Genomic DNA, 26,485 nt, shown 5'->3' with positions numbered 1-26,485 from the left:
TATGGCCATTGCAGGAATTGGCACCGATATTATCGAGCTTAGCCGTATTGAACAGACTTTGGCAAAAAGCGACCGGCTGGCCCGGCGTATTTTAACCGCGCGTGAGTTAGAGCTGTTTGGTAGCCACAAACAGCCGGCTCGCTTCCTGGCAAAGCGATTTGCCGCTAAAGAAGCCGCAGTAAAAGCACTGGGCACCGGTATTGGTCACGGCATCAGCTGGCAAAATCTTGATGTGCATAACAAAGTGAGCGGAGCACCTTATCTGGTGTTTAGTGGCGGTTTTGCACAAGCATGTGCCGCCCGGGCTATTGTACACAGCCATCTGTCTATTTCAGACGAACGTCATTACGCGGTGGCTACCGTGGTATTAGAGTATTAAATTTTACGGATCGCATTATGGTCAGTTTTTATAAGCCAGAAAAAAAAGCCTCCCGGAATACCTCCAAAGTACTAAAAGATGTGGTTATCGACAGCCTTGATATGCAGGGTAATGGCGTATGCAGCACACGTCAGCCGGTATTATTTGTGGAAGGGGCCCTGGCAGGCGAAACAGTAAACGCCCGAATTATCAGTACCCAAAAGCAGTCCGCTAAAGCGGTTACAACCAAGGTGGTGTCAGCCAGCAGCGAGCGCCAGCAGCCCTTTTGTAAGGTGTATCAGCAGTGTGGTGGGTGTCAGTTGCAACATATCGATGCTGACAGTGCGCTGACACAACGACAGCAAGCTATGAGCGAATACTGGACGCGTCAGCTTAAAATTGACAACCTGCCCTGGCAGCCGGCTGTTACCGGTCCCCGACCCGAGTATAGACGCAAAGCACGTCTGGCTATTGATGGCCGAACGCCTGGGTCGGTAAAACTGGGATATCGCCAACAAGGCAGTAACGCCATTGTTGATATTCCTGGCTGTCCGATTTTGGTGCCTTCATTACAAGCACTAATCTCACCGTTAAAAAACTTGCTCAATCAGCACGCTAATAGCCGACATTTGGGTCATATACAGCTATTGGCGGGCGACAATGTAGTACAGGTTAGCGTAAAAACCAGCCGTGATTTAAGTGAGCCAATGAAAAAAGAACTGGCTGCTTTTGGTCAGCAGTATCAGTGCAACTTACTGCTTGAGGATCAACAAGGTCTGCAACACACCTTGCATCATCAGGATAATTTGGTTTGCCATACTGAAGACAATCTGACTCTGTCACCAGGCCCTGCCGATTTTGTCCAGGTAAACCGTGAGGTGAATCAGCGCATGATACAGCAGGCAATGGACTGGCTGAACCCACAGCCTTCAGAAGTGATTGCCGATTGGTTTGCCGGTTTAGGTAACTTTTCATTGTCGCTGGCTCGGCGTGGGGCAACTGTTCAGGCGGTTGAAGGGGTTATGGCGATGGTGGAAAAGGGGCACCGTAATGCACTGGGGCAGGGCATAAACACCATAAACTGGCAGCACCAGGACTTATCTGATTCTACGGCAGTGACAGCCGCCCTGTCGCAAAATATCGATAAACTGGTGCTTGACCCCTCGCGTGAAGGGGCCCAGGCAGCCTGTATTGCCTTAAGCCGTAAGCCCGTTAAACAAGTATTGTATGTTTCTTGCAACCCGAATAGCTTTACCCGCGACCTGCGCTATTTACTTGAAGCTGGATATCAGGTTGAGAAAATCGGATTAATAGAAATGTTCCCCTATACCCGCCACCTTGAAGTCATGGCATTGTTGTCGTTGTGCGGCAGTAGCACAGCTAAAGCGAGTTGATAAATTATGGTATCAACACGAAAAGTACATGAACCCCAACGCCCCCCTTTTGAACAGTGGCTTGATAGCCTCTCGTTAAGCGATACTTCCAAACAAAAATTGCAGGCAATATCCCAACACCCCGAGCGTTTATTGGTGGGTCAGGAAATGGTCGAAATTCTACATCAGCTTAATATGGATGATGCCACACTGCAGGCGGCGCTGGTGTTTCCATATTGCGAGGAGCACCAGCTTAGTGAAGAAGATATTGAGCAGGAATTTGGCCAGGAGATTTTACAACTAATAGTGGGTGTGCGCCGAATGGACGCCATTAAAGCCCTGCATGGTAGTAAAGCGACATCAAATAAGGCCGGGAACGAACAGCACATAGATAGTATCCGGCGAATGCTACTGGCTATGGTAGAAGACGTACGTGCTGTTGTGATTAAAATGGCCGAACGAATTTGTACCTTACAGCAGGTAAAAAAAGCTGACGAGGAAACCCGGGTAATGGTGGCGCGTGAATGTGCCACTATATATGCGCCGCTGGCGAACCGCCTGGGCATAGGCCAGCTGAAATGGGAACTGGAAGATCTGGCGTTTCGATATTTGCATCCGGTTACCTACAAGCAAATTGCCAAACAACTTGATGGCAAACGCAAAGCGCGTGCGCAATACATTGACGATATTGTCGATCATTTGCAGTTACTGGTAAACAACGAGCAAATTCGCGCTCAGGTGTATGGCCGGCCTAAACATATTTTCAGTATCTGGAAAAAGATGCAGAAAAAGCGGCTGACCTTCGAGCAGCTTTATGACATCAGAGCAGTACGAATTATTGCTGAACGTTTACAGGACTGCTACGCCGCATTGGGCACTGTACATGCCAACTTCAGGCATATTCCCAGCGAATTTGACGACTATATTGCCACCCCTAAGCCCAATGGGTATCAGTCTATACATACGGTTATTGAAGGGCCTGGAGATAAATCAGTAGAAATTCAGATTCGAACACAGCAAATGCACAATGATGCTGAGCTTGGCGTGGCTGCGCACTGGAAGTACAAAGAAGGATCGGCGGGTAAGGCGTCAGGCTACGACGAACGCATCAACTGGTTGCGCCGCATTTTACAATGGCAGGAAGAAGTCGCCGAGTCGGGCGATGTGGTTGAAGAGCTTCGTAGCCAAGTGTTTGATGACCGGGTGTATGTGTTTACACCCGACGGCGATGTCATTGATTTGCCGCAGGGCGCGACCCCGCTGGATTTTGCGTATTATGTGCATAGCAATGTGGGGCATCGGTGTATTGGCGCTAAAGTAAACGGCCGTATTGTGCCATTTACCTATCAATTGCATAGCGGCGATCAGGTAGTTATTCACACCGGCAAACAGCTTAACCCTAGTCGTGACTGGATGCACCCTGGCTTAGGCTACGTGCATTCTTCCAGGGCTCGGGCCACCATTCATTCGTTTTTCAAAAAACAAGACAAAGAAAAAAATCAGCTGGCGGGTAAAGAATTACTTGAGCGTGAACTTCATCGCGCCCATGTGCCGTTAAAAGAGGCAGTTAATGCCTGCCAAAAGTTCAATATGCAGCAGCTAAGCGATTTGCACGCGGCAATTGGCGCTGGTGATGTTCGGGTTATGGGGGTGGTGCACTTTTTACAGCAGCGTCTTGAACCCGCCTCGCCCGAGCCGGCGATAAATCCTAAACTTAAAACTCGCAAAACCGCCGGAGCCTCCACCAAGCAAGATACTGTGGTCGTTGAAGGCGTGGGACACTTAATGAGTCAGTTGGCCAACTGCTGCAAGCCAGTCCCCGGAGAGCCTATTATGGGTTACATCACCCAGGGACGTGGAGTGAGTGTGCATAAATCAAGTTGTGAACAGCTTCAGCATTTAAGTGCCGCGCATCCTGAGCGGCTTATTGACGTCAGCTGGTCGCATACCTCAAACGTAGGATTTGAAGCGGGAATTGACATATTTTGTAGCGATCGTGATGGTATTTTACGAGATATCACTACGGTATTGGCTAATTGGAAAGTGGCGTTACTAAAAGTAGCCAGCAACAGTGATAAGTCCAGACAAACAGCTTTGGTCACCATTTCGGTCGAGGTGCCCGATATGCATGTATTGTCTAAATTAATGGACCAGTTAAATCAGTTAAAAGGGGTGGTCAGTGTCAAACGAAACGTCAGCTAGTTTAGGAAATCTTCAGCGTTTGTTAGACATCATGGCACAACTACGCGATCCGCAAACCGGTTGCCCCTGGGATCAGCAACAGACCCTGCAAAGCCTTACTCGATTTACGTTAGAGGAAGCGTATGAAGTCGTGGATGCTATTGAGCAAAACCAACCTGATGAAATTTGTGACGAATTAGGAGATTTGCTGTTTCAGATAGTTTTTTATGCACAGCTTGCACAAGAAAAAAGCTGGTTTAACTTTGATGCTATAGCCGGTGCTGCGGCCGATAAAATGGTGCGCCGCCACCCCCATGTTTTTAGCGGTACTGTAGTGGGTACAGACCAGCTACAGCAACAGTGGGAGGCTATTAAAGCCCGGGAAAAACCCGCCGGTGCTGACAGTCTCGGGTTATTAGCCGATGTTCCTAAAGGCATGCCCGCGCTTATGTATGCGCAAAAGTTGCAAAAACGCTGTGCTAAAGTTGGTTTTGACTGGCACGCACCCGAACCGGTGTTAGACAAAGTTCGCGAAGAGCTTGATGAAATTAACCAGGAGATTTCAACACGGGTGGTTGATGAAAAGCGGGTAGAGGAAGAAATTGGCGATGCGCTATTTGCCATGGTGAATTTAGCTCGGCACTGTAACGTTGATGCTGATAGTGCGTTACGCAGGGCCAGCAATAAATTTGCCCGCCGTTTTAATGGGGTTGAGCAACTGGCAGCCAAACAGCAAACGGCGCTAAGTTCGCTAAGTCCGGAACAGCTCGATACATTATGGCGTTCAGTTAAAAAGCAGGAAGCTTAGCCGGGCCCGGTTTGTTAGTATCAGTGTTACCCGATTGGACATCGTCGCGATTACCCGTCTTTATCACAGGCACTGCCATTACCGGTCCTGACCTACCAAGCGGGTTATCAGTAGCGTAGGTTTATGCCATCAAAACTCCCCCAAACGTTTTTCCTGGCAAATTTGTTTAAATTAATTCTTATCTGGGGTTCGCTTTTTGGTCAAATCCTGTATAATTCGCGCCCTGCCCAGAACCCACCTTTGGGAAGGTGGAAGAATCAATAGGCTCGAAGGGGTCAATACATTGATTTTTTAGGTGATTTCAAATAAGAAATCAGTAACGACGATTTTTTTTCGGGTGAATTTAAATGAAAACTTTTGTTGCAAAGCCAGAAACGGTACAACGTGACTGGTTCGTGGTAGACGCCACTGACAAAACATTAGGCCGCTTGGCTTCTGAAATTGCGCGCCGTCTGCGCGGAAAGCATAAGCCAGAGTATACGCCACATGTAGATGCGGGCGACTACATCATTGTAATCAATGCTGACAAAATTACTGTAACTGGTAATAAAGCATTGAAGAAAATGTACTACTCGCACACTGGGTATCCAGGTGGTCTGAAAGAGACAAACTTTGAAAAATTGCTTGCTCATAAACCTGAAATGGTTATCGAGAAAGCAGTTAAAGGAATGCTGCCTAAAGGACCTTTGGGTCGTGCAATGTTCCGCAAGTTGAAAGTTTACGCTGGCGGCGAACATTCGCACGCAGCACAGCAACCACAAGTTTTGGACATCTAAGGAGCAACTGACATGGCAGATACTCAATACTACGGCACTGGCCGCCGCAAAAGTTCTACTGCTCGTGTGTTCCTGCGTCCAGGTACAGGTAACATCACAGTAAACAAACGTGTTCTTGACGAGTACTTTGGTCGTGAAACCGAGTGCATGGTGGTTCGTCAACCACTAGAACTTGTAGAACTGACTGAAAAGTTTGACGTTTACATCACCGTAACCGGTGGTGGTTCTAACGGTCAAGCAGGTGCGATTCGTCACGGTTTAACTCGTGCTCTTATGGAGTATGACGAGACCTTGCGCTCATCTCTGCGTAAAGCAGGCTTCGTTACTCGTGACGATCGTCGCGTTGAACGTAAGAAAGTGGGTCTGCATAAAGCACGTAAGCGTCCACAATTCTCAAAGCGTTAATTTTTCGCTTTTTTGCAAAAACCCGGTTTTCACCGGGTTTTTTTATGTCTGCAGAAAAGCAAAGGGTACTCTGTCGCTACAATATACCTCGTTTCCACTAAAACCTAAGTGCGAGTTATTTATCTAATAGGGGTTACTTTGGTAAACCCTCTGAGTTTACTTTTTAAAATTAAAATAATCGAATCACGAAGCAAAGATTTGTGCAGAAAACGATTGTTTTTCTAACTGCCGAGCGCTTAATTATGTGTAATCAAAGCTCTCCAAATGTTGCTCACAGACGACATTAGCAAGACAAATCTTGTTAATTTGGTTATATCGCATACTAAAACCTTGTAACTTGAAAGGCTTTTCCCGTATTATTTTGTACGAAAAATAACATATTATAAAATTAGCAATGCATTTAGGTATCGACGGTTATGACAACCTAACGCACTGCTAAGGCTGAAAATGATAAGGCCTGCACCAATAAAAGCCTGTTCAGCATTTAACCTGGAGAAATGTGGATGAGCGATGTATCTGTAGATGCAAAAACCTCTGCACCCGGCCCTAACGGGCCAAAGGACAACACGAGGCGGCGTTTTTTAACCGTCGCAACGTCGGTGGTCGGTGGCGTGGGGGTTGCTGGTGCAGCCATTCCGTTTATTGCGTCATGGAATCCAAGCGCTAAAGCCAAAGCGGCGGGCGCCGACGTAGAGGTCGATATCAGTGCGATAGAGCCTGGCCAATTAATACGGGTGATGTGGCGAAGCAAGCCAGTATGGATTGTAAGACGCACCGAGCAAACCCTTGCAGAGCTTGGTCAGCACGAAGACAAACTCAAAGACCCGGGCTCCGAAGCAGAACAGCAACCTGCATTTGCACAAAACCAGTATCGGTCTTTAAACAAAGAGTATTTGATCCTGGTGGGCATCTGCACTCATCTAGGCTGCTCTCCGCAGTATCTTAAAAATGGCGCGTTCAATGAAATTGTACAGGGCGTGCCTAACGGGTTCTTTTGTCCGTGTCATGGCTCAAAATTTGATATGGCGGGGCGGGTTTTTGAAAGTGTTCCGGCACCGTTAAACTTAGTGGTTCCGCCGTATCAATTTGTAAATGATACCACCGTTATCATTGGCTCAGTGGCGCAGGAGGCATAATGAACTCATTTTTAGCATGGATTGAAGCCCGAATCCCGATGATGCGCGTGGCGAACATGCACGCCATTCAGTATCCCGCTCCCCGTAATATGAACTTTTGGTATGTATTTGGTTTTTTGGCCACTATTGTGCTGGTAAATCAAATCATTACCGGCATTTGGTTAACCATGAATTTTGTACCTACCGCTGAAGGGGCATTTGCCTCGGTAGAGTACATAATGCGTGAAATAGATTATGGCTGGATTATTCGATATATGCACAGTACCGGCGCTTCAGCGTTCTTTATTGTGGTGTATATGCACATGTTCAGAGGCATGATTTATGGATCCTATCAAAAACCCCGCGAATTGCTGTGGGTGTTTGGTATGTTTATTTATTTGGCACTGATGGCCGAAGCTTTCATGGGTTATGTATTGCCATGGGGGCAAATGAGCTACTGGGGCGCCCAGGTCATTGTTTCATTATTCAGTGCGATTCCGGTTATTGGTCCTGATCTGGTTATCTGGTTGCAGGGCGATTACGTTATATCGGGCGCTACTCTGAACCGGTTTTTTGCATTGCATGTCATTGCCCTGCCGCTGGTTATTGTGATTTTAGTGTTTTTACACATTATTGCTTTGCATGAAGTTGGGTCTAATAATCCTGATGGTGTAGCCATAAAACATAAAAAAGGCTCGCTTTCAGAGACCGAGAAGACACCTTATAAAATTCATGAATACTACACCGACAAATACGATATAGCCGATGACGTGGTGCCGTTCTTTCCTCATATTGTGCTTAAAGATTTGGTCGCATTCTGTATTTTCTTATTAGGTTTTTGTTATGTCATGTTCTTTGCCCCAGAAATGGGAGGGAAATTTTTAGAACATCCTAACTTTGAAATAGCGAACCCGCTAAAAACACCTGAACATATTTTCCCTGTTTGGTATTTCACGCCCTTTTACGCCATATTGAAAGCGGTTCCAGACAAACTGTTTGGTGTGTTAGCCATGTTCGGCGCGATTGCGGCTTTGTTTGCCATGCCCTGGATTGACCGGGGCACGGTAAAATCCTGGCGTTATCGCTGTGGTCTGCACAAAGTTAACTTGTTGGTCTTTGCGGCAGTATTCGTATTTTTAGGTTATTTAGGCGGTACTCCACAAGAACCATGGAAAATTATTGCATCGCAGATTGCGACCATTATGTATTTCGGTTTCTTTGTGGCCCTGTTTTTATATAGCAGAAACGAAAATACCAAGCCTGTGCCTGCGAGGATCCCACGATGAGAAAACTGATTCTATTAGCAGCAATGTGTTTTTCGTCTATAACACTGGCAGCATCAGGAAATTTTCCATTAGACGAAGCACCTATCGATTTATCAGATAAAGCATCGTTACAGCGCGGGGCACAGACGTTTATGAACTACTGTGCGGGTTGTCACTCGATGCAATATCAACGGTATAGCCGTACGTTTGATGATTTGAAAATACCTGAAGAGTTAGGTCAGGAGTATCTGCAGTTTACGGGCGATAAACCTACCGACTATATGAAGCGGGCGATGCCCGCAGAAAGTGCAGGTACCTGGTTTGGTGCAGCCCCCCCAGATTTGACATTGGTAGCAAGGGTTCGTGGTGCAGACTGGTTGTACACGTACTTGCGTACCTTTTATGTGGATGAAAACCGGCCTTTTGGGGTAAACAATAAGGTCTTTCCTGAAGTGGGTATGCCACATGCATTGCAGCCCCTACAGGGAACGCCTCTTGAAACTTACGAAGAGGTTATGATAGACGGCGAAATGGTTAAGCAGTATTCAGGCATTCGGTCAGCAGGCGACGGGGCGTTGTCAGCTGACGAATATGACCAGGCTGTTGCTGATTTGGTCAACTTTCTTGAATACACTGGCGAACCCTTCAGACCCCAGTCTGAGTCCATAGGAAAATGGGTGCTGGTTTTCATTATTGTGCTGTTTGTATTTGTTTTTCTGTTGAAAAAAGAATACTGGCGAGAAGTACACTAATACCTATTGTTTCGTGTATAATACATCAAGGGGGCGTTGCCCCCTTTTTTAGCTTTTACGATATTGCTTCACTAGGAGCAGTATGAGTGTCTCTCGACGGAGGAAAATTAATGGCCGTAGCCGCGAATAAACGTTCTATCATGACGTTGTTCTCAGATAGTATTGATATTTACAGTCACCAGGTACGCATTGTTCTGGCCGAAAAAGGTGTGGGTGTAGAAATCAGTTATGCAGACCCCAGCAACTTGCCAGAGGATCTGCTTGATCTGAATCCCTACGGTACTGTCCCGACGCTGGTAGACCGTGAACTGGTTTTATATAAATCACACATCATCATGGAATACCTTGATGAACGCTTTCCGCATCCACCACTTATGCCGGTATATCCAGTATCTCGTGGTCAAAGCCGTTTAATGATGCACCGTATTGAAAGCGACTGGTATTCACTGGCGGCGCGAATTTTTCGTGGCGAAGGCGATGTTGATGCTGCACGTAACGATTTGCGTGAAGCGTTGTTGTCACTGGCGCCGGTGTTTGCTGAAATGCCTTATTTCATGAGCGAAGAATTCAGTCTGGTTGATTGTTATCTTGCCCCACTGTTATGGCGTTTACCGGCTTTAGGTATTGAACTTAACGGGGCAGGCGGTAAAGACATTAATGCATATATGACACGCATTTTTGCCCGAGGCTCATTTAAAGCCTCGTTGACCGACCAAGAACGTGAAATTCATAATCCTTTATGAGTACTATGACACCAAATCAGCCCTATTTGCTGAAAGCGTTTTTTGACTGGATAGTTGATAATCAGATGACGCCCTACATAGTGGTTGATGCTACAAATAGGCTTGTTGAAGTACCGCAAGAATTTGTGAAAGAGGGTCAGATAGTTTTAAATGTCTCGCCTTCTGCCTGCGTAAATTTTGCAATGGATTTAGAGTTTATCTCTTTCCAGGCACGTTTCGGGGGTCAACCGCAAAACTTAAGCATGCCATGTCAGGCTGTATTAGCTATTTATGCGCGTGAAAACGGCGCAGGCACTGTGTTCGCTGTTGAGGAAGACTTAGCGTCTGCAGATTCAGCAGATAGCATAGAGCGGGAGATAGAGCCCTCTAGCCGACCGTCAGCCGATGTTAGCGAGGCCGATTCAGATAATGCGCCGGTACCGCCGAAAAAAGGCAAACCTAATTTAAAAATTATCAAATAGAATTAAAAATCCGGCTACTGAGCCGGATTTTTTTTAGGCAAAGCACTCACCTCAGTCCCCTTTTGTTAATGAACCAAAGCAATACTTTAACAGCGTCGATATCTTCGACTTTTACCAGCCCCTTTGTTCAGGGCAAAAGACCCCTTTAACTCTTTTAAGAATAAGCGTTTGATATTTCAAATTATCCTAAGAGTGAAACTAACGGCACGACTCAAAAGTTGACTTCAGATTGACTTTCAAAGAGGACTTTAAAAGAGACACCCACCGTTTTCAGATCTGTTTCCCTTCATCTTCATATAGCCCCATTTCATTAAATTTAGCTGGACACCCACAACTCATTAGCTGGACACCCACCTTTCACTAAACCGTCGCACACCCAAAAATACAAACGCTCAAATCAATCTTTGGAACTAGTCATTCAGTTTGAATTTAGTTGAGCGAATTTAATAGGACACCCACTTTTTACTAAACCGTAGGACACCCACAAAAAATTAAACAGTAGAAAATCCATCACAAAAGGCCGAAAATTTATAAGCTTTTAGGAGTTAAAAATCAGAAGAATAAGAAATCAGAAGAATAAGAAATCAGAGGGGAGGGGTTATAAGACCTGGCGTATTCAAAAGCTATTATTTTCCTTATACGCATAACCAGCAATAATGAATTGTGGCGCAGTTATTCTCAAGAAATACCCAAGCCCTGTAATAAAGACGTAAGGTAGGATCGACAGCAAGAACGATACAACCGAGGAAGGTTTAGCAGGGATATAGTTACGTTCGCCGCCTGGTTACCAAGCGGTGCCTTAACCTGCTTTAGCGCTGCTCTTGCTTGCTGTAAAAACAATTAATACCGCTACCGTAGCATTACACCAGGAACAAAGTAGCGGTGCCAAGAAAAGCAAATATACCCACGACGTCGGTAATGGTTGTTAAAATAACACTGCCTGCCAGGGCGGGATCTATTTTAAGTTTTTTCATTATGATAGGTAGTGTGGCACCAGCCAACGCGGCGGCCACCATATTTATCATCATGGCAAACGCAATGATGAAACCCAACGTAATATTTTGCTTCCACAAAGCGATAACAGTGGCAATGAGTACCGCCCAAATCAGACCATTTAAAAAGCCGATGGCAATTTCTTTGCTAATTAGCCATCGAGAACTGCTTGGATTCACATGGCCTAATGCCATCCCCCGAATAACCAAGGTCAATGTTTGGTTACCGGCCACACCGCCCATACTCGGAACGATGGTATTTAATATTGCCAATACTGCCAGCTGACTTAAGGTTGCCTCGAAAAGATCGCTGACCATTGCGGCGAGCAGGGCGGTTACCAGGTTAACGCCCAGCCATACTGAACGCCGCTGCGTACTTTTCCATACCGGAGCAAAGGTATCTTCTTCATCATCAAGACCGGCCATACTCATCATTGAGTGTTCGGCGTCTTCGCGAATAATATCCACCACATCATCGATGGTGATACGGCCGACCAACCGATAATTGTCATCAACCACCGGAGCAGACAACCAATTATAGCGTTCGAATAAACTGGCTACCTCATCGTCAGGCATATTCACCGGAATAGCCTGAATTTCTTCGTCCATGATTTCTATTATTTTATCTTCGGGCGTGGCGGTCAGTAAACGCGCAACGGGCACCGAGCCCACCAGATTGTCAGTGCGATTTACCACATAAAAAGTGTCTGTATTCTCAGGAAGGTTGCCTTTAACACGAATATACCGAAGCACTACATCGACCGACACATCAGGACGCAAAGCAATGGTATCGGTGTTCATGATGAAGCCAGCGGTTTCCTCACCATAAGACAACGCTTGCTCAGCACGGTGTCGGTCCTGAGTATCCATTGACTGCAAAATATCATGCAGTACTTCATCTGGCAGACTACTTAACGTCTCTGCCAGATCATCGGTGTCCATTTCTTCAAGAGCATCGGCAACATTTCGCGGAATCATCTTGGAAATAATGCCGTTTCTCACATCCTCAGACAGCTCTTCAAGCACATCCCCGTGCGAGTCTCCATCAATAAGCTCCCATAGCTCATCACGGGTTTTGGTGGGGCTTGATTCAAGGATTAGGGCTACGTCTGAAGGGGGGAATTCGTGTAGCATTTTTCGAACAGATACAAATCGACCGTTCGCCAGTGCCGCATTTAGCGTACGTAGCTGACTTTGAGCGAATTTTGATTCAAGTGCTTCTGCCACAAACTTAACCTATAGACCCAACCAGGGTATGAAACAAGGCAGCAAACTCAACAAATTTAAAATTGTATGCTGCGAGGAAAAACGCGATTACTTTACTATTACATAAAGGTGGCCAGAGATTATTCAGCTTCGTTGAAGCGCCCGGCGATTAGGGTTTCAATAGCGTCCATAGCCGCTTCTGCATCAGGCCCTTCACTGACGACTTTAACCTGTTCACCCTGATGACTTTCTAACATCATTAACCCTAAAACGCTGTTTGCATCTGCCGTTTTATCTTCTTTTATAAGTGTAATTTGCGCATCAAACTGATTGGCCAATTGCACCAGCTGCGTGGCTGCCCTGGCATGCAGGCCTAGTTTATTAACTATGGTAAGTTGTTTTTCTACCATCATTCTTTATTAAGCTCCCGGTGGCGTATCTGAACATCAGGATGAAGGTCACGAAACGTTTTAGCCAGGGTTTCTGAAACAAAAACCGAGCGATGCTGACCACCGGTACAGCCGATAGCTACGGTTACATAGCTTCTGTTGTTGCGTTCCAAATGGGGTAGCCAGGTGGTAATAAGATTTTGAATTTGCCATACAAACTTAGTCACAATCGGTTGCGAACCCAAAAATACCTCTACCGGGCCATCCAGACCATTTAAGTGCTTTAAGTCAGGCTCCCAATGTGGATTGGGTAAAAAACGGGCATCAAAGACATAATCTGCATCTTTGGGAATACCATGTTTAAATCCGAATGATTCAAAGACCAATACCAGACGAGAGCTTTTTTTGCCCAATATTCGTTCACGAATAAGCTCGGCTAATTGGTGTACAGATAACGAGTCGGTATCAATGTACAAATCGGCCCGCTCGGCGATAGGTGCCAGCAATTCTCGTTCAGTATGAATGGCTTCAGCTAACGATTTTTTTAGTCGTGCAAGGGGGTGCAACCGACGTGTTTCACTAAACCGTTTAACCAGAATATCGTCACTGGCGTCAATATAAACGATAGTCATTGACCAGGACTCGGGTAAGTAATCGAGAATCTCTACCAGTTCGGTAGGATCCTTCGGCAGGTTTCGTACATCAATGCTAACCGCAACCTGATCAAATTGCTCGGATACTGAGTGGGTAAGGGCTGGCAGCAGGTTCACCGGGATATTATCAACACAATAATAACCAAGATCTTCTAACGCGCGCAACGCAACCGACTTACCCGACCCCGACCTTCCGCTAATAATAATAAGCTTCAAAACGCAGCTCCCAGATATACGCGTAAGCGAAGAGTGTTATTGTAATGCGGCGATTATATCATCACCTGTTTTAGCCCGGCGAATGGCTTTTACGGTTTCTTTGTTGCTTAATCTACTTGCTACCATAGCTAACGTTTGAAGGTGTCCTTCGGTTTGCTCTTCGGGCACCAGCAGAGTAAAAAATATATCTACAGGTTTGTTATCAATGGCGTCAAAATCGATGGCCGGTGAACTGGTCACTACAATTGCAATGACCCGATCTAATCCTGGCAAACGCCCGTGTGGTAAGGCTATACCATTACCAATGCCGGTACTGCCCATCTTTTCACGAGACATAAGGGCAGTGAGCACACCGGTTTCTTCAACTTCAGGGTTATTATCTGAAGCGATACCGCTGATAATTTCCAGTATTCGTTTTTTGCTATTGCACTGAACCGCACATTTCGTGCGGTCCAGGCTCACGATGGCTTGTATATCCATAATGACAGACTAATGTTTTTTTAGTTTTTCCTTATGCTTGATAACCTGCCTATCCAGTTTATCTACCATGCTATCAATGGCTGCATACATATCGGTGTCTTCTGCTGAAGCAAAAACCTCGGCACCACTTAAGTGAACCGTAGCTTCGGCTTTTTGCGTTATTTTTTCAACATTTAAAATAACATGAACATTGGAAATATGATCAAAATGGCGTTCCAGCTTACCAAATTTTGTATCGACATAAGTACGCAAAGAGTCAGTGATCTCAACATGATGACCGGTAAGATTGATTTGCATAGTTCGTCTTCCTTATTGTGAGGTAGCCTTATTAAATCAGGCTTTTGCGTTGGTTAGACGGTGGAATCGATAATGATTCCCGATATTTTGCAATTGTTCGCCGGGCAACTTTTATACCCTGCTCGGCCAACAGGTCTGCAATCTTGCTATCGCTCAGCGGCTTACTGGGTGTTTCTGCCGCTACCAGCTTTTTAATCAACGCCCGAATGGCGGTAGAAGAGCACTCACCGCCCGAATCAGTGGCAACATGGCTGGAAAAGAAATACTTCAGCTCAAAAATTCCACGCGGCGTATGCATGTATTTTTGGGTTGTCACCCGTGAGATGGTCGATTCGTGCATATCTACCATTTCAGCAACATCGTTAAGCACCATTGGCTTCATCATTTCAGGGCCGTGTTCAAAAAAGCCCATTTGTTGCTGAACAATACAGTTTGCTACTTTTAAGAGCGTGTCGTTGCGCGACTCAAGGCTTTTAATAAACCATTTAGCTTCTTGCATGTGCGAACGAATAAATTGTGAATCGCTGCTATTACGAGCGCGTCGGCTCATCGCCGCGTACTGTTGGTTGACACTGAGTTTAGGCAAGCTGTCAGGGTTAAGTTCAACTGACCATCGACCGTTTTTCTTGGCCACTGATACGTCTGGTATAACGTACTCGGGCTCTTTAGTCACCAGCGCGCTACCCGGTCTGGGGTTCAGCGTTTGCAACAAGCGCATGGCTTCGCGAAGCTGGTCTTCCTTAAGCTTACTTTTACGCATTAAGGTTCGATAGTCTTTGCTGCTCAACAGGTCAGCGTAGTCTTGAATTAGCACACGGGCTTCGTTTAACCACGGCGTATCGGGTGGAAATTGTTTTAACTGAACCAACAAACACTCTTGCGGTGTGCGCGACCCAGAGCCAAGTGGATCAAAGAACTGGATACGTTTTAATACGCACTCGACTTCATCTTCTTCAACCGGTTCTTCGGTATCTTCGCTGTTTACGCTTTGCAAAATATCTTCAACCGTTACGGTTAAATAGCCTGACTCGTCGATAGAGTCGATAATGGCCATAGCAATAACGCGGTCAATTTCAGAAAAGTGAGTCAAACGCATTTGCCACAACAGGTGGGCCTGAATATCGTCGGTGGTTTCGCCTTGAAATACCTGATCTTCATCGCTACCAGGACCCGGAGCAGGGCCTGAAGAGGCCGAATAATACTCATCCCAGGTACTGTCGATGGGTAACTCATCTGGCAAATCATTTTTTTCTAGTGCTTCACCTGAGTCCATGTTCTCGCTGTTAGATGCTGAAGCCTCAAGATTGTCTGAGTCATTGTTATTATCAGAGTTATTTTTCTCGGCCCCGTCGTTGTCATTAGTCTCATCAACTTCTAGCAGCGGATTAGAGTCCAGGGCTTCCTGAATCTCTTGTTGCAGATCCAACGTCGACAATTGCAATAGCCGAATGGCCTGCTGCAATTGCGGGGTCATGGTTAACTGTTGACTAAATTTTAGCTGTAAAGATGGTTTCATCTACGTCTTATTTAAACTCGGGTGCATGTGTAATTTAATCGGTGAATCACCGGGCATAAGTTCGTCCCTAATACCCACTATAGCTTGAATTGTTCACCAAGGTATACATCACGCACTTTCTGGTTGCTTAATACATGCTCCGCACTGCCTTGCGCGATGAGCTCTCCATGACTGACGATGTAGGCTTCTTCACATACATCCAGGGTTTCCCGTACGTTATGGTCGGTAATGAGGATCCCAATACCCCGGTCTCGCAAATGTTGAATAATCTTTTTTATATCGTTGACCGAAATTGGATCAACACCGGCAAAAGGCTCATCTAACAGAATAAACTGTGGATTAGCGGCCAACGCCCGGGCAATTTCAACCCGACGCCTTTCGCCCCCCGACAAACTCATGCCGGTACTATTACGTATATGGTTGATATTAAATTCATCAAGTAGGGCGTCGGCTTCTTCTTCACGTTTTTGGGTGGTTAAATCGCTGCGGGTTTGCAATATAGCCATAATATTGTCGTGAACCGTTAGCTTGCGAAAAATAGACGCCTCTTGCGGCAGATACCCAATTCCCTGACGTGCCCGCTCATGCATAGGTTGATGAGTCAGTTCATTATCATCAATGGTAATTTTGCCTTTATCAAGCGCTACCAAACCTACAATCATGTAAAAGGTAGTTGTTTTGCCAGCGCCGTTAGGACCCAATAAACCTACAATCTGACCGGTAGATACCGACAAGCTTACATCAAGAACTACCTGTCGGGATTTATACGATTTTGCCAGATTACTGGCGGTCAGTGTTGCCATATTTATTTGTTACCTTCAACATCTTTTTGGGTCTCAGCGCCATTGTCAGATGAGTCGTTTGATGTTTCGTCGCTTAGTTTTTTTACAGCCTGTGGTCGAAAAACGGTAGTTACCCGGCTGTCATCGCTGTTATCACTACTGGTGGCCATCAGCTGTTCTTTCATCATGTCATAGGTAATGCTATCGCCGCTAACCATGCTGCTATTTTGGCTAATCTGGGCGTTGCCCTGCATCGATATAGTGCGTTGATTAACTTCATAACGAAGCTCGTTAGCCTGGGCCGTTACCTTGCTGCCGTCGTCCATAGTTTGCGAATATTGGGCGGGTGTACCGCGGGCAATCATAATTTCTTTGCCCTCGCCCTGTTTGGCATTAACTTCAACTTCGGTTGCTTTGATTGTTAAGGAACCCTGCGTAATCAGTACATTGCCCTTAAAACGGGTAATCTTATTTTTACCGTCCATAGACTGAGTACGTGCATCTACTGTAATAGGTTTTTGAAAATCTGAACTGCTTGCATAAACCGGTGCAGCAAAGCACAGCACCATTAGCAAACTAGTTGCCAGGAGAGAACGTAGTTTTAACATGATCAATCAACTCATACTGTTGTGAACTAAGGTCGCCCTTAATACCATTACTGTTTACTACAAATTCTGAACCGCGAATTAACACAGGTTGATCAGAATAGAGCGTTTTATCGTTCAGATTTATTTTAATAAAACTGGTTTCAATACTACGAACAAATTCGTTTTCCTGAAGGTTACGAACCCTAACTGCTGACTCCAGTTCAATTAAGTTAGTGTTATACAAGGTACCTTCATTCGCCGTAACCTGCCAGGGAGTCTGTCCGTGTTCTAAATAAACCGTATATTTGGGTTTTTCAAAAGTAACAAACCCCAACTGATCGTAATGCTCCATTGTTTCGGCAAATACCCGATGATTCAATGAGCCTTCGTCATCGTATAATGTGGTGGTGATATTTTTTGCCGTATAAGCAGGTTTTAATACATCGTCTTTTGATGAGTTAACGGTATTGTCTGAATCACTCATCCATACGGGCATATAAACCAGCAAAACCAGCATAAACAGCGACGCGATACTTATTCCAAGTCGACTCACACACTGGCTCCATGAATTTGGTCAAGCTTGCCATGGGCCTGTAAAATAACATCACACAGTTCGCGTACCGCCCCAAAACCGCCGGGTTTATTTAGTACCCAGTTTGCCGCAGCGCACACCTGGGGGTGGGCGTCTTTAACCGCTATTTTGGTGTCGGCATATTGATACATACCAATATCAGGAACATCATCGCCAATAGCGGCTACCTGCGTAGAGTTAATCTGTAGGCTCTCACATAACGTTTTTAGGGCTTCTGCTTTGTTTTCTTCGCCCTGAATAATATGCTGAACCCCTAAAGCCTGCATACGATTCTGTACAATTGCGGAGCTTCGGCCAGTAATGACTGCAACTTCAATGCCACTTTTTATTACTGCCTTTAACCCGTACCCATCGCGGGTATGAAATGCTTTTAACTCTTCGCCCTCATTACCCAGGTAAATTCGGCCATCTGAAAAAACACCATCAACATCGCACACCAGCAACTTAAGCTGCTTTAAACGATTAAAACTTTTTTCTTCCAGCATGCCGTACAGCGTTACGGTATGGGGCATTATAAAACTCCTGCTTTAAGCAACATGTGCATATTGAAGGCGCCGATAGGACGGCGCTTGTCATCCACTACCATTAGTGCAGTTATGCTACACGCTTCCATTGTGTTAAGGGCTTCTACTGCTAATTCGTCCGCGCCTATGGTTTTGCCATTGTGCGTCATAACCTCAGCAATACCGGTGGTATGTATGTCTGCTTTGCTATCCAGTACGCGGCGTAAGTCGCCGTCGGTAAACACACCTGCTAACAGGCCTGAATCATCAACAATGCCGGTCATGCCCAGCCCTTTACTTGAAATTTCTAATAGTGCTTCAGTAATAGTGGCGGTGTAGGGCACCAGGGGCAAGTCTGGTGCTTTTAGCATAATGTCGTTTACTTTTAAAAGTAGCTTACGGCCCAGGCTTCCGCCCGGATGCGATAAGGCGAAATCGTCCGAGGTAAATCCACGCGCATCTAATAAAGCGATAGCCAGTGCATCGCCCATCACTAACGTGGCAGTGGTGCTTGAGGTAGGCGCTAAACCTAATGAGCAGGCTTCTTCTGCTACACTGATATCTAACATTACGTCGGCATGCTGGCCCAGACTACTCTGGCGATTATTGGTCATCGCAATAATGGGTACATTCAGACGTTTTACAACCGGCAGTAAGTTTACGAGTTCGGCTGTTTCGCCCGAATTTGAGATTGCCAGCAGCACATCTTCTTTACCCAACATGCCAAGGTCGCCATGGTTGGCTTCGCCAGGATGCATGAAAAAAGACGGCGTTCCGGTACTGGCCAGTGTGGCAGCAATTTTATTGCCAATATGACCTGACTTGCCCATGCCGCAGACCACTACTTTGCCACGACACGTGTATAGTTGCGTACAAGCTTGAACAAAGTCGTCGTTTAGTCGTCCTTCTAAATCGGCAATTGCCTGGGTTTCAATATTGATTACGCGCCGCGCTGAGGCTAAAAACGTGTCCTGCATGGTGTGTTATCTCACCCAAATAACCAAAATTGGTACCCTAAAAAACAAACCAGAAGCAAACTGCCTTCTAGTCGGCCAATTTGTTTTTTACCAATAATGCTAAAGCTAAAGAAAAACAGTAGGGCAGTTAACCCAAACATAACGTACATATCGCGGTTGTAAACATCCGGGTCAATTAATCCTGGGGCAATCAGGCCCGGCATACTTAATACAGCCAGCAAATTAAAAATGTTCGAACCGATAATATTTCCCAGCGCCAGGTCGTCTTCTCCTTTCATCACACCGGCGATACTGGCAGCCAGTTCAGGCAGACTGGTACCCAGTGCAATAATGGTCAGACCGATTACAAGGTCGCTAAGGCCGAAATACTTTGCAATATAAACCGCCGAATCTACAATAAAATGCGCACTTAAAGGCAGCAGAACCAAACCAACTCCTATCCAAAGTACTGCTTTGCCGGTATTTTCGTCTGAAGGGATTTCATCTACGGTCTCGGCCATCAGCGGATCTGACTTTTCAACGTGCAACGAAAGCCAGGCCATACCTGCCAGCACAAAGATGAACAAACCGAACAAAATCAGGCCTTCAATATGCGCCAGACGTCCATTGAATAAAAAAGCCATGGCAATAAGGGTAATAACGATAAGCGCAGGCATTTCGCGCTTCAAGGTAGTAGAAGAAACAACCAGAGGCTTGACCAGGGCGGTAATGGCCAGTACCAGTCCAATATTAGTGATGTTAGATCCTAATGCATTTCCTACCGCCGTGTCGGGGGCACCATTGACCGATGCAATGGCTGAAACCACAATTTCAGGGGCAGAAGAACCCATGGCCACAATCGTAAGGCCGATCATCATAGGAGAAATACCGATATTTTTGGCCAGAGCCGAAGCGCCGTACACAAAACGGTCGGCTCCCCAGCTCAATACACATAAACCAGTAACAAATATAAGAACCTGTAACAGCACGCGTAATCTTAATAGTTGGGAATTTCAGACGATTGTCTCAGAATCTGCTTCTTTTGCCTATGCTTATGTTATTTTAAAGGGGGGTCCTAATGCTGTTTTTTCAGATAATTTAATCCTGCAACATCTACACAGATTATGCCTGTCCCACCGACATCTTTAGAACGGGCGTATATGACTCAGTGGTGGTATTACATATTAAAAACATTGATTTTTGACCCGCCACTTTTTAACCGATTATCAGTCGTAACCACTGGCTCGTCGTATAGTTAGCCTAACCGACTGATAATGAATAAGTTTCTATTATAGTGCGCGCCCTGAGTGCGGTCGGTAAATAGTCTACAATAACAATCGCATTGCGCTTTTGTAATATTTCTAATATTGGCGCGGTCATTGCTGTATCACCCATTATAAATTTCGGTTAACAAAACCCGACAGATGAATGTTGGTAAATAGTTGCAAGTTCCTGGTACAGAAAATTCGCATATATCTAGCATCCTAATCGCTAATATTGAACATACCTTGTAACTATTTCGTTTTGGACGACATTTGAAAAACGCGTACACTATCGAAGTTCAATGCTCGGTAAATTTTTTTCGCTTGTTCATCACTGTTTCACAGTGGTCTTAACAGGCGTTTGTTAAGGACTCCTTAGATATATTGGTATGGATAATATAGTCGATATAGACAATATGACGTTTAGTCGTAGCGGCCGGGTCATCTACAATGACATTTCGTTAAAAGTGCCTAAAGGTAAAATTACGGCGGTTATGGGCCCCAGTGGCATAGGTAAGACAACCTTGTTACGGTTAATTGGTGGGCAACTCGCCCCAGACGCTGGTGATATTCGGTTTGCAGGCGAATCGATTGTATCGATGAACCGCAGCACCTTATATAAAACCCGGCGGCGTATGAGTATGTTGTTTCAAAGCGGTGCTTTGTTTACCGACATGACAGTACATCAAAATGTGGCGTTTCCACTTAAAGAGCATACCCGTTTAGACAGCGATATTATTGATACTATTGTCGCATTAAAATTGCAGGCAGTAGGCTTGCGCGGTGCTGCAAACCTGATGCCCAGCGAGTTGTCTGGTGGTATGGCGCGACGCGCCGCCTTAGCAAGGGCTATTGCGCTTGACCCCGATTTGATCATGTACGATGAGCCTTTTGCTGGGCAAGATCCTATTTCAATGGGCGTGCTGGTAAAACTTATTCGGCAACTCAATGACGCATTGGGTGTAACCAGTATCGTGGTGACTCATGATGTTACTGAAGTTCTGACAATTGCCGATTATGTTTACATAATGGCGGACAAAAAAATTATTGGAGAAGGGACGGCCGAACAAATTCGTAACAGTGAGTCGCCATTGGTACAGCAATTTTTGCAAGGCGAAGCAGACGGTCCGGTGCCGTTTCATTATCCGGCTGACAAGCTTGAGAACGCCTTGTTTGGAGAAAAGACATGAATCCAATTCAGTCATTAGGCGCAGGTGCTATAAGTCAGGTCGCATCTATTGGTCGGGCTGGGGTTATGCTTTTCGGGGCTATTTTCGCCATACCCAGATTAAAAAATGTGCCACTTACCCTACAACAAATGTTTGTGGTTGGGGTTCAGTCTTTATTAATAATTGTTGTGTCAGGCTTGTTTATAGGCATGGTGATGGCGCTTCAGGGATATACCATTTTGGTCGACTATGGCGCCGAAGGCAGCCTGGGGCCCATGGTGGCGTTGTCCTTACTACGTGAGCTGGGCCCCGTGGTAACGGCTTTGCTGTTTGCCGGTCGCGCTGGTTCAGCGCTGACCGCAGAAATAGGTCTGATGAAGGCTACCGAGCAGTTATCCAGTTTGGAAATGATGGCGGTGGACCCATTAAGAAGGGTGGTTGCTCCTCGTTTTTGGGCTGGGTTTATTTCAATGCCAATGCTTGCATTGATATTTAGTTCAGTAGGCATTCTAGGTGGTCATTTGGTGGGTGTTGACTGGTTAGGCGTTGACGCGGGCAGTTACTGGTCACTAATGCAATCTTCGGTTGAATTTGGTAGTGACATAGGTAATGGCATTATAAAAAGTCTGGTGTTTGCCTTAGTAGTCACCTGGATAGCCATCTTTAGAGGGTATGATTGTACGCCCACATCAGAAGGTATTAGCAAAGCGACCACACAAACTGTGGTTTATTCATCATTAGCAGTATTGGGGCTGGATTTCATTCTGACCGCCCTTATGTTCGGAATTGAGTAGGGGATTAAAATGAACAAGTATAAAGCGGAACTTATGGTTGGGGTTTTCGTCTTATTGACCATAGGCGCTTTGCTATTGTTGGCGCTAAAGGTAGCTAACCAAACTATGGCTACTCAAAGTGATACCTACACTCTGTATGCAAAATTCGACAATATTGGTGGTTTAAAAGAGCGTTCGGCGGTCAAGGTCGGCGGTGTAACAATCGGGCGGGTTAATTCTATTTCGTTAGATAAAAAAGATTATACCCCTGTTGTCGAGCTTAGCATTTTAAATAAATACAAAGAATTTCCGGAAACCAGCTCGGTGTCAATTTTGACATCCGGTTTGCTAGGCGAGCAATACGTAGGTTTTCAGCCAGGCTTTTCGTTTGATGGTATTGCCAATCTTCAGGATGGCGATTACTTGCAGGACACAAAGTCGGCTTTAGTACTGGAAGATTTAATTGGGCAGTTTTTGTTTAGCCGTGGCAAAGACGAAGAATAGGTTAACCCAGACCTGATTGTTTTCGACATTTTTAGGAGAGATACGTGAAGAAATTTATCGCTTTAATAGGACTTGCCACTATGCTGGTTGCAGGTTCTGTGAACGCCCAGCAAGTTAGTGAAGAAAATCCGTATGTGATGATTAAAGAGGTTGCTAACAAAACCTTTGAACGGATTAAAAATAACCAGTCAACGCTGGAAGATAATCCTGAGCAGTTACGCACAATTATGAAAGAAGAGTTACTGCCTTACACCGATTATCAGTTTGCTGCATTTAAGGTATTAGGTAAGCACGCGGCCTCGGTGCCAAGAGACAAGCTTTCTACCTTTGTTCAGGTTTTCCGTGAATACTTGATCACCACTTATGCGGTAGCAATGAGCTACTACGACAATCAGGAAGTGATTTTTGAGCCCGCTTCTGAGGTGGGTGACAGCACTTATGTAGTGGTACGTGCCATTATCAAAGACCCCAGTCGTCCTGAAATAAAAGTTGCATTCAAGGTACGTAAAAATAGCAAAACCAACGAGTGGAAAGCCTTTGATATGGTTGCTGAAGGTATTAGTATGCTAGACAGCAAACGCAGCGAATTTGAGTCAATCATTCGCCAGCAAAGTATTGATAAAGTCATTGAGCTTATGCGTGAAAAAATCGACAATCCTCTGGAAATGAAAGAAGAAATGGAAGAGGCACAGGGACCAGCGTGAGTTTATTCCAGGTCAGTGAAAAGTCGGTAGTCAGTATCCACGGTCATCTTGACCGTGATACGCTTAGCGATAACTGGTGGGCGTTATTGTCAAAAGCTCAGCGACAGCAATTGAAAAAAGCCCAGCGCAGTACTTTTGATCTAGCCGATGTTGAACGGGTAGACAGCGCGGGGTTAGCCTGGTTAATTAATGCTATTCGTGATGCTAAAGCACATAATATCGATGTGACGCTGACCGATGTGCCAGACAAACTCATGAAATTGGCTAAAATTAGCGATGTCGATCGCCTTTTGCCGGTTAAATAATTTTTTTGATTAGAAAAGAGCAACGAAGTTTATGGATGTAGCCGAAATCGAAGCCATTTTAAAAGATGCCCTTAATTTAACTGAAGTTTATGTTAAAGGGGACGGCTCTCATTACACCATTATTGCGGTAAGTGATGAAATAGCACAGTTAAGCAGGGTAAAGCGTCAGCAAGCTATTTACGCACCACTGTCAGATAAAATTGCAGATGGCAGCATGCATGCTATCTCTATAAAAACATTTAGCGAAGTAGACTGGCAGCGTGAACGTCAGTTTAATATTCCGCAATAATTCAGGCTGTAGCTGTGGATAAACTAGTTATAAAAAAATCGCCGGCATTGCACGGCGATGTGCAAATTTCAGGCGCGAAAAACGCCGCATTACCGTTGCTAATGACCTCATTACTTACCGAGCAGCCCTGTCGATATACCAATGTCCCCGCCCTGCGCGACATCAACACAACAACTGCCTTGTTACAAGAGTTGGGCGTGAGTGTTGAGCGTGAACCTAATATCGTACACCTGACCGCTGACGCTCTTACCAGTGTTACAGCTTCGTACGAACTGGTTAAAACCATGCGGGCTTCTATATTGGTTTTGGGGCCTTTATTGGCGCGCTTTGGGAATGCGAATGTTTCGTTGCCCGGCGGTTGCGCTATTGGCGCACGCCCGGTAAACCTGCATTTAGCCGGGCTGGAACAAATGGGCGCAAAGATTGAGGTAGACGAGGGGTATATTCGCGCTCGGGTCGACGGCCGCTTGAAAGGCGCACGCATATTTATGGATATGGTCAGTGTGGGGGCCACAGAAAATCTTATGATGGCCGCAGCCTTGGCTGAAGGCGAGACTATTCTGGAAAATGCCGCACGTGAGCCAGAAATTGTCGACCTGGCTAATTGTTTGATTAGTATGGGGGTTAAAATAACCGGCGCTGGATCAGATACCATTCATATTCACGGCGAAAAAAACCTGAAAGGCTGCGATTACCGTGTGCTGCCCGATCGTATAGAAACGGGGACCTTTTTAGTTGCCGCGGCGGTGTCGGGCGGCAAGATTCGTTGTGTAGATGCAGCGCCAGAAACCTTAGAGGCGGTGCTGAACAAATTACGTCAGGCCGGAGCCAAAATAACTTGCGGAAACGACTGGATTGAGCTGGATATGGAAGGTCGTAAACCCGTCGCTGTTAAGGTGAAAACCGCCCCCCATCCGGCGTTTCCAACCGATATGCAAGCCCAGTTTGTCACCCTGAACTGTATTGCCGAAGGTAGTGGGGTTATTACCGAAACTATCTTTGAAAACAGGTTTATGCATGTTCCAGAATTACAGCGAATGGGTGCTGAGATTGCACTAGAGGGAAATTCAGCGTTAACTAAGGGGAGTTCGTCGTTGAAAGGAGCGCCTGTTATGGCGACCGATTTACGCGCCTCTGCCAGTCTGGTAATTGCCGGGCTTGTTGCTGAAGGCGACACCCATGTTACGCGTATTTATCATCTTGACCGTGGTTATGAGTCTATCGAAGAAAAACTTCGTGGACTGGGGGCAGATATCCGCCGCGAAAAAGAATAATGGACTAACCGGGTGTCGTTACGGCGCCCGCTGTTTTATTTAGCCGTGGCATTGCCATCATGGCAATATCGGCAGTCTGGTCTATCGCTGTGTCTTTCATTTGTCCCTTCCTGATTTTTAAAAGCGAGCGTTGCCGTCATCTTTATTCTCAATAGTGTGGCAAGCTGCCGGGTCTGATATGACCTGTTTGTCAGGTCAACTAAAGTATAAGTTTTGCGTAACTTCTATACCTTTTTTTGCGTTATTTTTGTTATCATTGGCGCTTCTTTAAAGAGCGGCGATAAACCAAAGCAGTTTTTTGAGTTTATTTTTAAAACATAAAAACCCTGCAAGTTGTCTGTAAATTAGCCGAATTGTTCATGTTTTGCATTCAAATGATGCATCTTTGAAAAAATACAGTATACTTTCGTCACTCTTTTGCCATGATGACAAAAAATGAAATCAGGTGTTGAGTTTTGGCAGGATGCCAAAGTATAAGTTTAGCAGTGGTTTTTAAGACAAATAATGTAAATGAGAGGTTGTTAAACAAACAAATGAAGGGAAAACTAGGTTTGAATCAGACTATTTGTCAGCTACGTCCATTTTTATCACTACGGCGTTCAATCCCTACCGTACTGTTCGCAATGATGGTTACGACTATGTTGTTTATTGGTGAGCCGCCCTACGCAATGGCCGGCGCAAACAACAATCCAGACATAAAAACCGCTCAGCAGCGCTCAAAGCAGAATCAATCTTCGCGGCCAAAGTATGACAACAGTATTTAGTCGATTGCTTTGATAAGGAATCTAAGAGTAGCGTA

31 protein-coding genes are annotated in these 26,485 nt (G+C 45.5%); 19 read left to right on the top strand and 12 right to left on the bottom strand.

Features of this window, described 5'->3' with window-relative positions; translation table 11 throughout:
- The first annotated feature begins 1 nt into the window (after nt 1).
- The 11 genes from acpS (at nt 2) to JK130_RS00395 (ending at nt 10,237) form a co-directional block, all read left to right on the top strand.
- Complete coding sequence (gene acpS / locus JK130_RS00445) at nt 2-379, top strand: holo-ACP synthase (RefSeq protein ID WP_218352233.1); 378 nt, start codon at nt 2-4, stop codon at nt 377-379.
- A gap of 17 nt (nt 380-396) precedes the next feature.
- Complete coding sequence (gene rlmD / locus JK130_RS00440; RefSeq protein ID WP_218352232.1) at nt 397-1,752, top strand: 23S rRNA (uracil(1939)-C(5))-methyltransferase RlmD; 1,356 nt, start codon at nt 397-399, stop codon at nt 1,750-1,752.
- Between the two features lie 6 nt (nt 1,753-1,758).
- Entirely contained in the window at nt 1,759-3,933 is a 2,175-nt protein-coding gene (relA, locus tag JK130_RS00435; RefSeq protein ID WP_218352231.1) for a GTP diphosphokinase, read from the top strand.
- Nucleotides 3,911-4,720 carry a nucleoside triphosphate pyrophosphohydrolase gene (gene mazG / locus JK130_RS00430; protein WP_218352230.1) on the top strand — a complete coding sequence of 270 codons (810 nt, stop codon included), beginning with the start codon at nt 3,911-3,913 and terminating at the stop codon, nt 4,718-4,720. The genes relA and mazG overlap by 23 nt, the downstream gene beginning before the upstream one ends.
- A gap of 347 nt (nt 4,721-5,067) precedes the next feature.
- A complete protein-coding gene (rplM, locus tag JK130_RS00425; protein WP_218352229.1) occupies nt 5,068-5,496 on the top strand; it encodes a 50S ribosomal protein L13 in 429 nt (142 codons plus the stop codon).
- 12 nt (nt 5,497-5,508) lie between these two features.
- A complete protein-coding gene (gene rpsI / locus JK130_RS00420) occupies nt 5,509-5,901 on the top strand; it encodes a 30S ribosomal protein S9 (RefSeq protein ID WP_218352228.1) in 393 nt (130 codons plus the stop codon).
- A gap of 503 nt (nt 5,902-6,404) precedes the next feature.
- Nucleotides 6,405-7,037 (top strand): ubiquinol-cytochrome c reductase iron-sulfur subunit, encoded by a 633-nt coding sequence (gene petA, locus JK130_RS00415; RefSeq protein WP_218352227.1) that lies wholly within the window; start codon nt 6,405-6,407, stop codon nt 7,035-7,037.
- Entirely contained in the window at nt 7,037-8,302 is a 1,266-nt protein-coding gene (locus tag JK130_RS00410) for a cytochrome b (protein ID WP_218352226.1), read from the top strand. The genes petA and JK130_RS00410 overlap by 1 nt, the downstream gene beginning before the upstream one ends.
- Entirely contained in the window at nt 8,299-9,033 is a 735-nt protein-coding gene (locus JK130_RS00405) for a cytochrome c1 (protein WP_218352225.1), read from the top strand. Before JK130_RS00410 ends, JK130_RS00405 begins: the two co-directional genes overlap by 4 nt.
- Before the next feature lie 110 nt (nt 9,034-9,143).
- Nucleotides 9,144-9,776: a stringent starvation protein SspA gene (gene sspA / locus JK130_RS00400; RefSeq protein WP_218352477.1), complete on the top strand. Its 633-nt coding sequence runs from the start codon at nt 9,144-9,146 to the stop codon at nt 9,774-9,776.
- Complete coding sequence (locus JK130_RS00395; protein WP_218352224.1) at nt 9,773-10,237, top strand: ClpXP protease specificity-enhancing factor; 465 nt, start codon at nt 9,773-9,775, stop codon at nt 10,235-10,237. The genes sspA and JK130_RS00395 overlap by 4 nt, the downstream gene beginning before the upstream one ends.
- Nucleotides 10,238-11,097: 860 nt before the next feature.
- On the opposite strand, the gene mgtE is transcribed toward JK130_RS00395, so the two are convergent.
- From mgtE to JK130_RS00335, 12 genes are all read right to left on the bottom strand, one after another.
- On the bottom strand, nt 11,098-12,456 hold the full coding sequence (gene mgtE, locus JK130_RS00390) for a magnesium transporter (protein WP_218352223.1): 1,359 nt from the start codon (nt 12,454-12,456) through the stop codon (nt 11,098-11,100).
- Nucleotides 12,457-12,575: 119 nt separating this feature from the next.
- Nucleotides 12,576-12,848: an HPr family phosphocarrier protein gene (locus tag JK130_RS00385; RefSeq protein ID WP_218352222.1), complete on the bottom strand. Its 273-nt coding sequence runs from the start codon at nt 12,846-12,848 to the stop codon at nt 12,576-12,578.
- Nucleotides 12,845-13,693 (bottom strand): RNase adapter RapZ, encoded by an 849-nt coding sequence (gene rapZ, locus JK130_RS00380; protein ID WP_218352221.1) that lies wholly within the window; start codon nt 13,691-13,693, stop codon nt 12,845-12,847. Before rapZ ends, JK130_RS00385 begins: the two co-directional genes overlap by 4 nt.
- Before the next feature lie 36 nt (nt 13,694-13,729).
- Nucleotides 13,730-14,173, bottom strand: coding sequence for a PTS IIA-like nitrogen regulatory protein PtsN (ptsN, locus tag JK130_RS00375; protein ID WP_218352220.1), 444 nt, complete (start codon nt 14,171-14,173; stop codon nt 13,730-13,732).
- Nucleotides 14,174-14,182: 9 nt separating this feature from the next.
- Complete coding sequence (gene hpf / locus JK130_RS00370) at nt 14,183-14,470, bottom strand: ribosome hibernation promoting factor (RefSeq protein ID WP_218352219.1); 288 nt, start codon at nt 14,468-14,470, stop codon at nt 14,183-14,185.
- A 31-nt stretch (nt 14,471-14,501) separates the two neighbouring features.
- Nucleotides 14,502-15,986, bottom strand: coding sequence for an RNA polymerase factor sigma-54 (locus JK130_RS00365; protein WP_218352218.1), 1,485 nt, complete (start codon nt 15,984-15,986; stop codon nt 14,502-14,504).
- A gap of 77 nt (nt 15,987-16,063) precedes the next feature.
- Entirely contained in the window at nt 16,064-16,789 is a 726-nt protein-coding gene (lptB, locus tag JK130_RS00360) for an LPS export ABC transporter ATP-binding protein (RefSeq protein ID WP_218352217.1), read from the bottom strand.
- Nucleotides 16,790-16,791: 2 nt separating this feature from the next.
- Nucleotides 16,792-17,376: a lipopolysaccharide transport periplasmic protein LptA gene (gene lptA / locus JK130_RS00355; protein ID WP_218352216.1), complete on the bottom strand. Its 585-nt coding sequence runs from the start codon at nt 17,374-17,376 to the stop codon at nt 16,792-16,794.
- Nucleotides 17,345-17,908, bottom strand: coding sequence for an LPS export ABC transporter periplasmic protein LptC (gene lptC / locus JK130_RS00350; protein ID WP_343210965.1), 564 nt, complete (start codon nt 17,906-17,908; stop codon nt 17,345-17,347). The genes lptA and lptC overlap by 32 nt, the downstream gene beginning before the upstream one ends.
- Entirely contained in the window at nt 17,905-18,459 is a 555-nt protein-coding gene (kdsC, locus tag JK130_RS00345; protein WP_218352215.1) for a 3-deoxy-manno-octulosonate-8-phosphatase KdsC, read from the bottom strand. The genes lptC and kdsC overlap by 4 nt, the downstream gene beginning before the upstream one ends.
- Nucleotides 18,459-19,427: a KpsF/GutQ family sugar-phosphate isomerase gene (locus JK130_RS00340; RefSeq protein ID WP_218352214.1), complete on the bottom strand. Its 969-nt coding sequence runs from the start codon at nt 19,425-19,427 to the stop codon at nt 18,459-18,461. Before JK130_RS00340 ends, kdsC begins: the two co-directional genes overlap by 1 nt.
- A gap of 11 nt (nt 19,428-19,438) precedes the next feature.
- A complete protein-coding gene (locus tag JK130_RS00335; RefSeq protein WP_218352213.1) occupies nt 19,439-20,395 on the bottom strand; it encodes a calcium/sodium antiporter in 957 nt (318 codons plus the stop codon).
- 662 nt (nt 20,396-21,057) lie between these two features.
- Here JK130_RS00335 and JK130_RS00330 point away from each other — a divergent pair.
- From JK130_RS00330 to JK130_RS00295, 8 genes are all read left to right on the top strand, one after another.
- Nucleotides 21,058-21,858 carry an ATP-binding cassette domain-containing protein gene (locus JK130_RS00330; protein ID WP_218352212.1) on the top strand — a complete coding sequence of 267 codons (801 nt, stop codon included), beginning with the start codon at nt 21,058-21,060 and terminating at the stop codon, nt 21,856-21,858.
- The gene (gene mlaE, locus JK130_RS00325) at nt 21,855-22,631 is read left to right on the top strand and encodes a lipid asymmetry maintenance ABC transporter permease subunit MlaE (protein ID WP_218352211.1); all 777 of its coding nucleotides are present in this window, start codon (nt 21,855-21,857) and stop codon (nt 22,629-22,631) included. Before JK130_RS00330 ends, mlaE begins: the two co-directional genes overlap by 4 nt.
- A gap of 9 nt (nt 22,632-22,640) precedes the next feature.
- On the top strand, nt 22,641-23,114 hold the full coding sequence (gene mlaD, locus JK130_RS00320; RefSeq protein WP_218352210.1) for an outer membrane lipid asymmetry maintenance protein MlaD: 474 nt from the start codon (nt 22,641-22,643) through the stop codon (nt 23,112-23,114).
- 44 nt (nt 23,115-23,158) lie between these two features.
- Nucleotides 23,159-23,818, top strand: a complete 660-nt coding sequence (locus tag JK130_RS00315; RefSeq protein WP_218352209.1) for an MlaC/ttg2D family ABC transporter substrate-binding protein — start codon at nt 23,159-23,161, stop codon at nt 23,816-23,818.
- The gene (locus tag JK130_RS00310; RefSeq protein WP_218352208.1) at nt 23,815-24,123 is read left to right on the top strand and encodes an STAS domain-containing protein; all 309 of its coding nucleotides are present in this window, start codon (nt 23,815-23,817) and stop codon (nt 24,121-24,123) included. The genes JK130_RS00315 and JK130_RS00310 overlap by 4 nt, the downstream gene beginning before the upstream one ends.
- Nucleotides 24,124-24,154: 31 nt before the next feature.
- The gene (locus tag JK130_RS00305) at nt 24,155-24,412 is read left to right on the top strand and encodes a BolA family protein (protein WP_218352207.1); all 258 of its coding nucleotides are present in this window, start codon (nt 24,155-24,157) and stop codon (nt 24,410-24,412) included.
- Between the two features lie 14 nt (nt 24,413-24,426).
- A complete protein-coding gene (murA, locus tag JK130_RS00300; protein ID WP_218352206.1) occupies nt 24,427-25,686 on the top strand; it encodes a UDP-N-acetylglucosamine 1-carboxyvinyltransferase in 1,260 nt (419 codons plus the stop codon).
- A gap of 533 nt (nt 25,687-26,219) precedes the next feature.
- Nucleotides 26,220-26,450, top strand: a complete 231-nt coding sequence (locus JK130_RS00295; RefSeq protein ID WP_218352205.1) for a hypothetical protein — start codon at nt 26,220-26,222, stop codon at nt 26,448-26,450.
- The last annotated feature ends 35 nt before the right edge of the window (nt 26,451-26,485 follow it).

Origin of the sequence: Alteromonas lipotrueiana, from assembly GCF_019249245.1 — a bacterium.
GTDB classification, from domain to species: Bacteria; Pseudomonadota; Gammaproteobacteria; order Enterobacterales; family Alteromonadaceae; genus Alteromonas; species Alteromonas lipotrueiana.
The sequence above is the reverse complement of the archived record's forward strand: the minus strand, read 5'-3'. Positions and strand labels throughout refer to the sequence as shown.

Coding starts and splice junctions, on each gene's coding strand:
- acpS (WP_218352233.1), top strand. CDS start 2: ATGGCCATTGCAGGAATTGGCACCGATATTATCGAGCTTAGCCGTATT.
- rlmD (WP_218352232.1), top strand. CDS start 397: ATGGTCAGTTTTTATAAGCCAGAAAAAAAAGCCTCCCGGAATACCTCC.
- relA (WP_218352231.1), top strand. CDS start 1,759: ATGGTATCAACACGAAAAGTACATGAACCCCAACGCCCCCCTTTTGAA.
- rplM (WP_218352229.1), top strand. CDS start 5,068: ATGAAAACTTTTGTTGCAAAGCCAGAAACGGTACAACGTGACTGGTTC.
- rpsI (WP_218352228.1), top strand. CDS start 5,509: ATGGCAGATACTCAATACTACGGCACTGGCCGCCGCAAAAGTTCTACT.
- petA (WP_218352227.1), top strand. CDS start 6,405: ATGAGCGATGTATCTGTAGATGCAAAAACCTCTGCACCCGGCCCTAAC.
- JK130_RS00410 (WP_218352226.1), top strand. CDS start 7,037: ATGAACTCATTTTTAGCATGGATTGAAGCCCGAATCCCGATGATGCGC.
- JK130_RS00405 (WP_218352225.1), top strand. CDS start 8,299: ATGAGAAAACTGATTCTATTAGCAGCAATGTGTTTTTCGTCTATAACA.
- sspA (WP_218352477.1), top strand. CDS start 9,144: ATGGCCGTAGCCGCGAATAAACGTTCTATCATGACGTTGTTCTCAGAT.
- JK130_RS00395 (WP_218352224.1), top strand. CDS start 9,773: ATGAGTACTATGACACCAAATCAGCCCTATTTGCTGAAAGCGTTTTTT.
- JK130_RS00385 (WP_218352222.1), bottom strand. CDS start 12,848: ATGATGGTAGAAAAACAACTTACCATAGTTAATAAACTAGGCCTGCAT.
- ptsN (WP_218352220.1), bottom strand. CDS start 14,173: ATGGATATACAAGCCATCGTGAGCCTGGACCGCACGAAATGTGCGGTT.
- hpf (WP_218352219.1), bottom strand. CDS start 14,470: ATGCAAATCAATCTTACCGGTCATCATGTTGAGATCACTGACTCTTTG.
- JK130_RS00365 (WP_218352218.1), bottom strand. CDS start 15,986: ATGAAACCATCTTTACAGCTAAAATTTAGTCAACAGTTAACCATGACC.
- lptB (WP_218352217.1), bottom strand. CDS start 16,789: ATGGCAACACTGACCGCCAGTAATCTGGCAAAATCGTATAAATCCCGA.
- lptA (WP_218352216.1), bottom strand. CDS start 17,376: ATGTTAAAACTACGTTCTCTCCTGGCAACTAGTTTGCTAATGGTGCTG.
- kdsC (WP_218352215.1), bottom strand. CDS start 18,459: ATGCCCCATACCGTAACGCTGTACGGCATGCTGGAAGAAAAAAGTTTT.
- JK130_RS00340 (WP_218352214.1), bottom strand. CDS start 19,427: ATGCAGGACACGTTTTTAGCCTCAGCGCGGCGCGTAATCAATATTGAA.
- JK130_RS00330 (WP_218352212.1), top strand. CDS start 21,058: ATGGATAATATAGTCGATATAGACAATATGACGTTTAGTCGTAGCGGC.
- mlaE (WP_218352211.1), top strand. CDS start 21,855: ATGAATCCAATTCAGTCATTAGGCGCAGGTGCTATAAGTCAGGTCGCA.
- mlaD (WP_218352210.1), top strand. CDS start 22,641: ATGAACAAGTATAAAGCGGAACTTATGGTTGGGGTTTTCGTCTTATTG.
- JK130_RS00305 (WP_218352207.1), top strand. CDS start 24,155: ATGGATGTAGCCGAAATCGAAGCCATTTTAAAAGATGCCCTTAATTTA.
- JK130_RS00295 (WP_218352205.1), top strand. CDS start 26,220: ATGAAGGGAAAACTAGGTTTGAATCAGACTATTTGTCAGCTACGTCCA.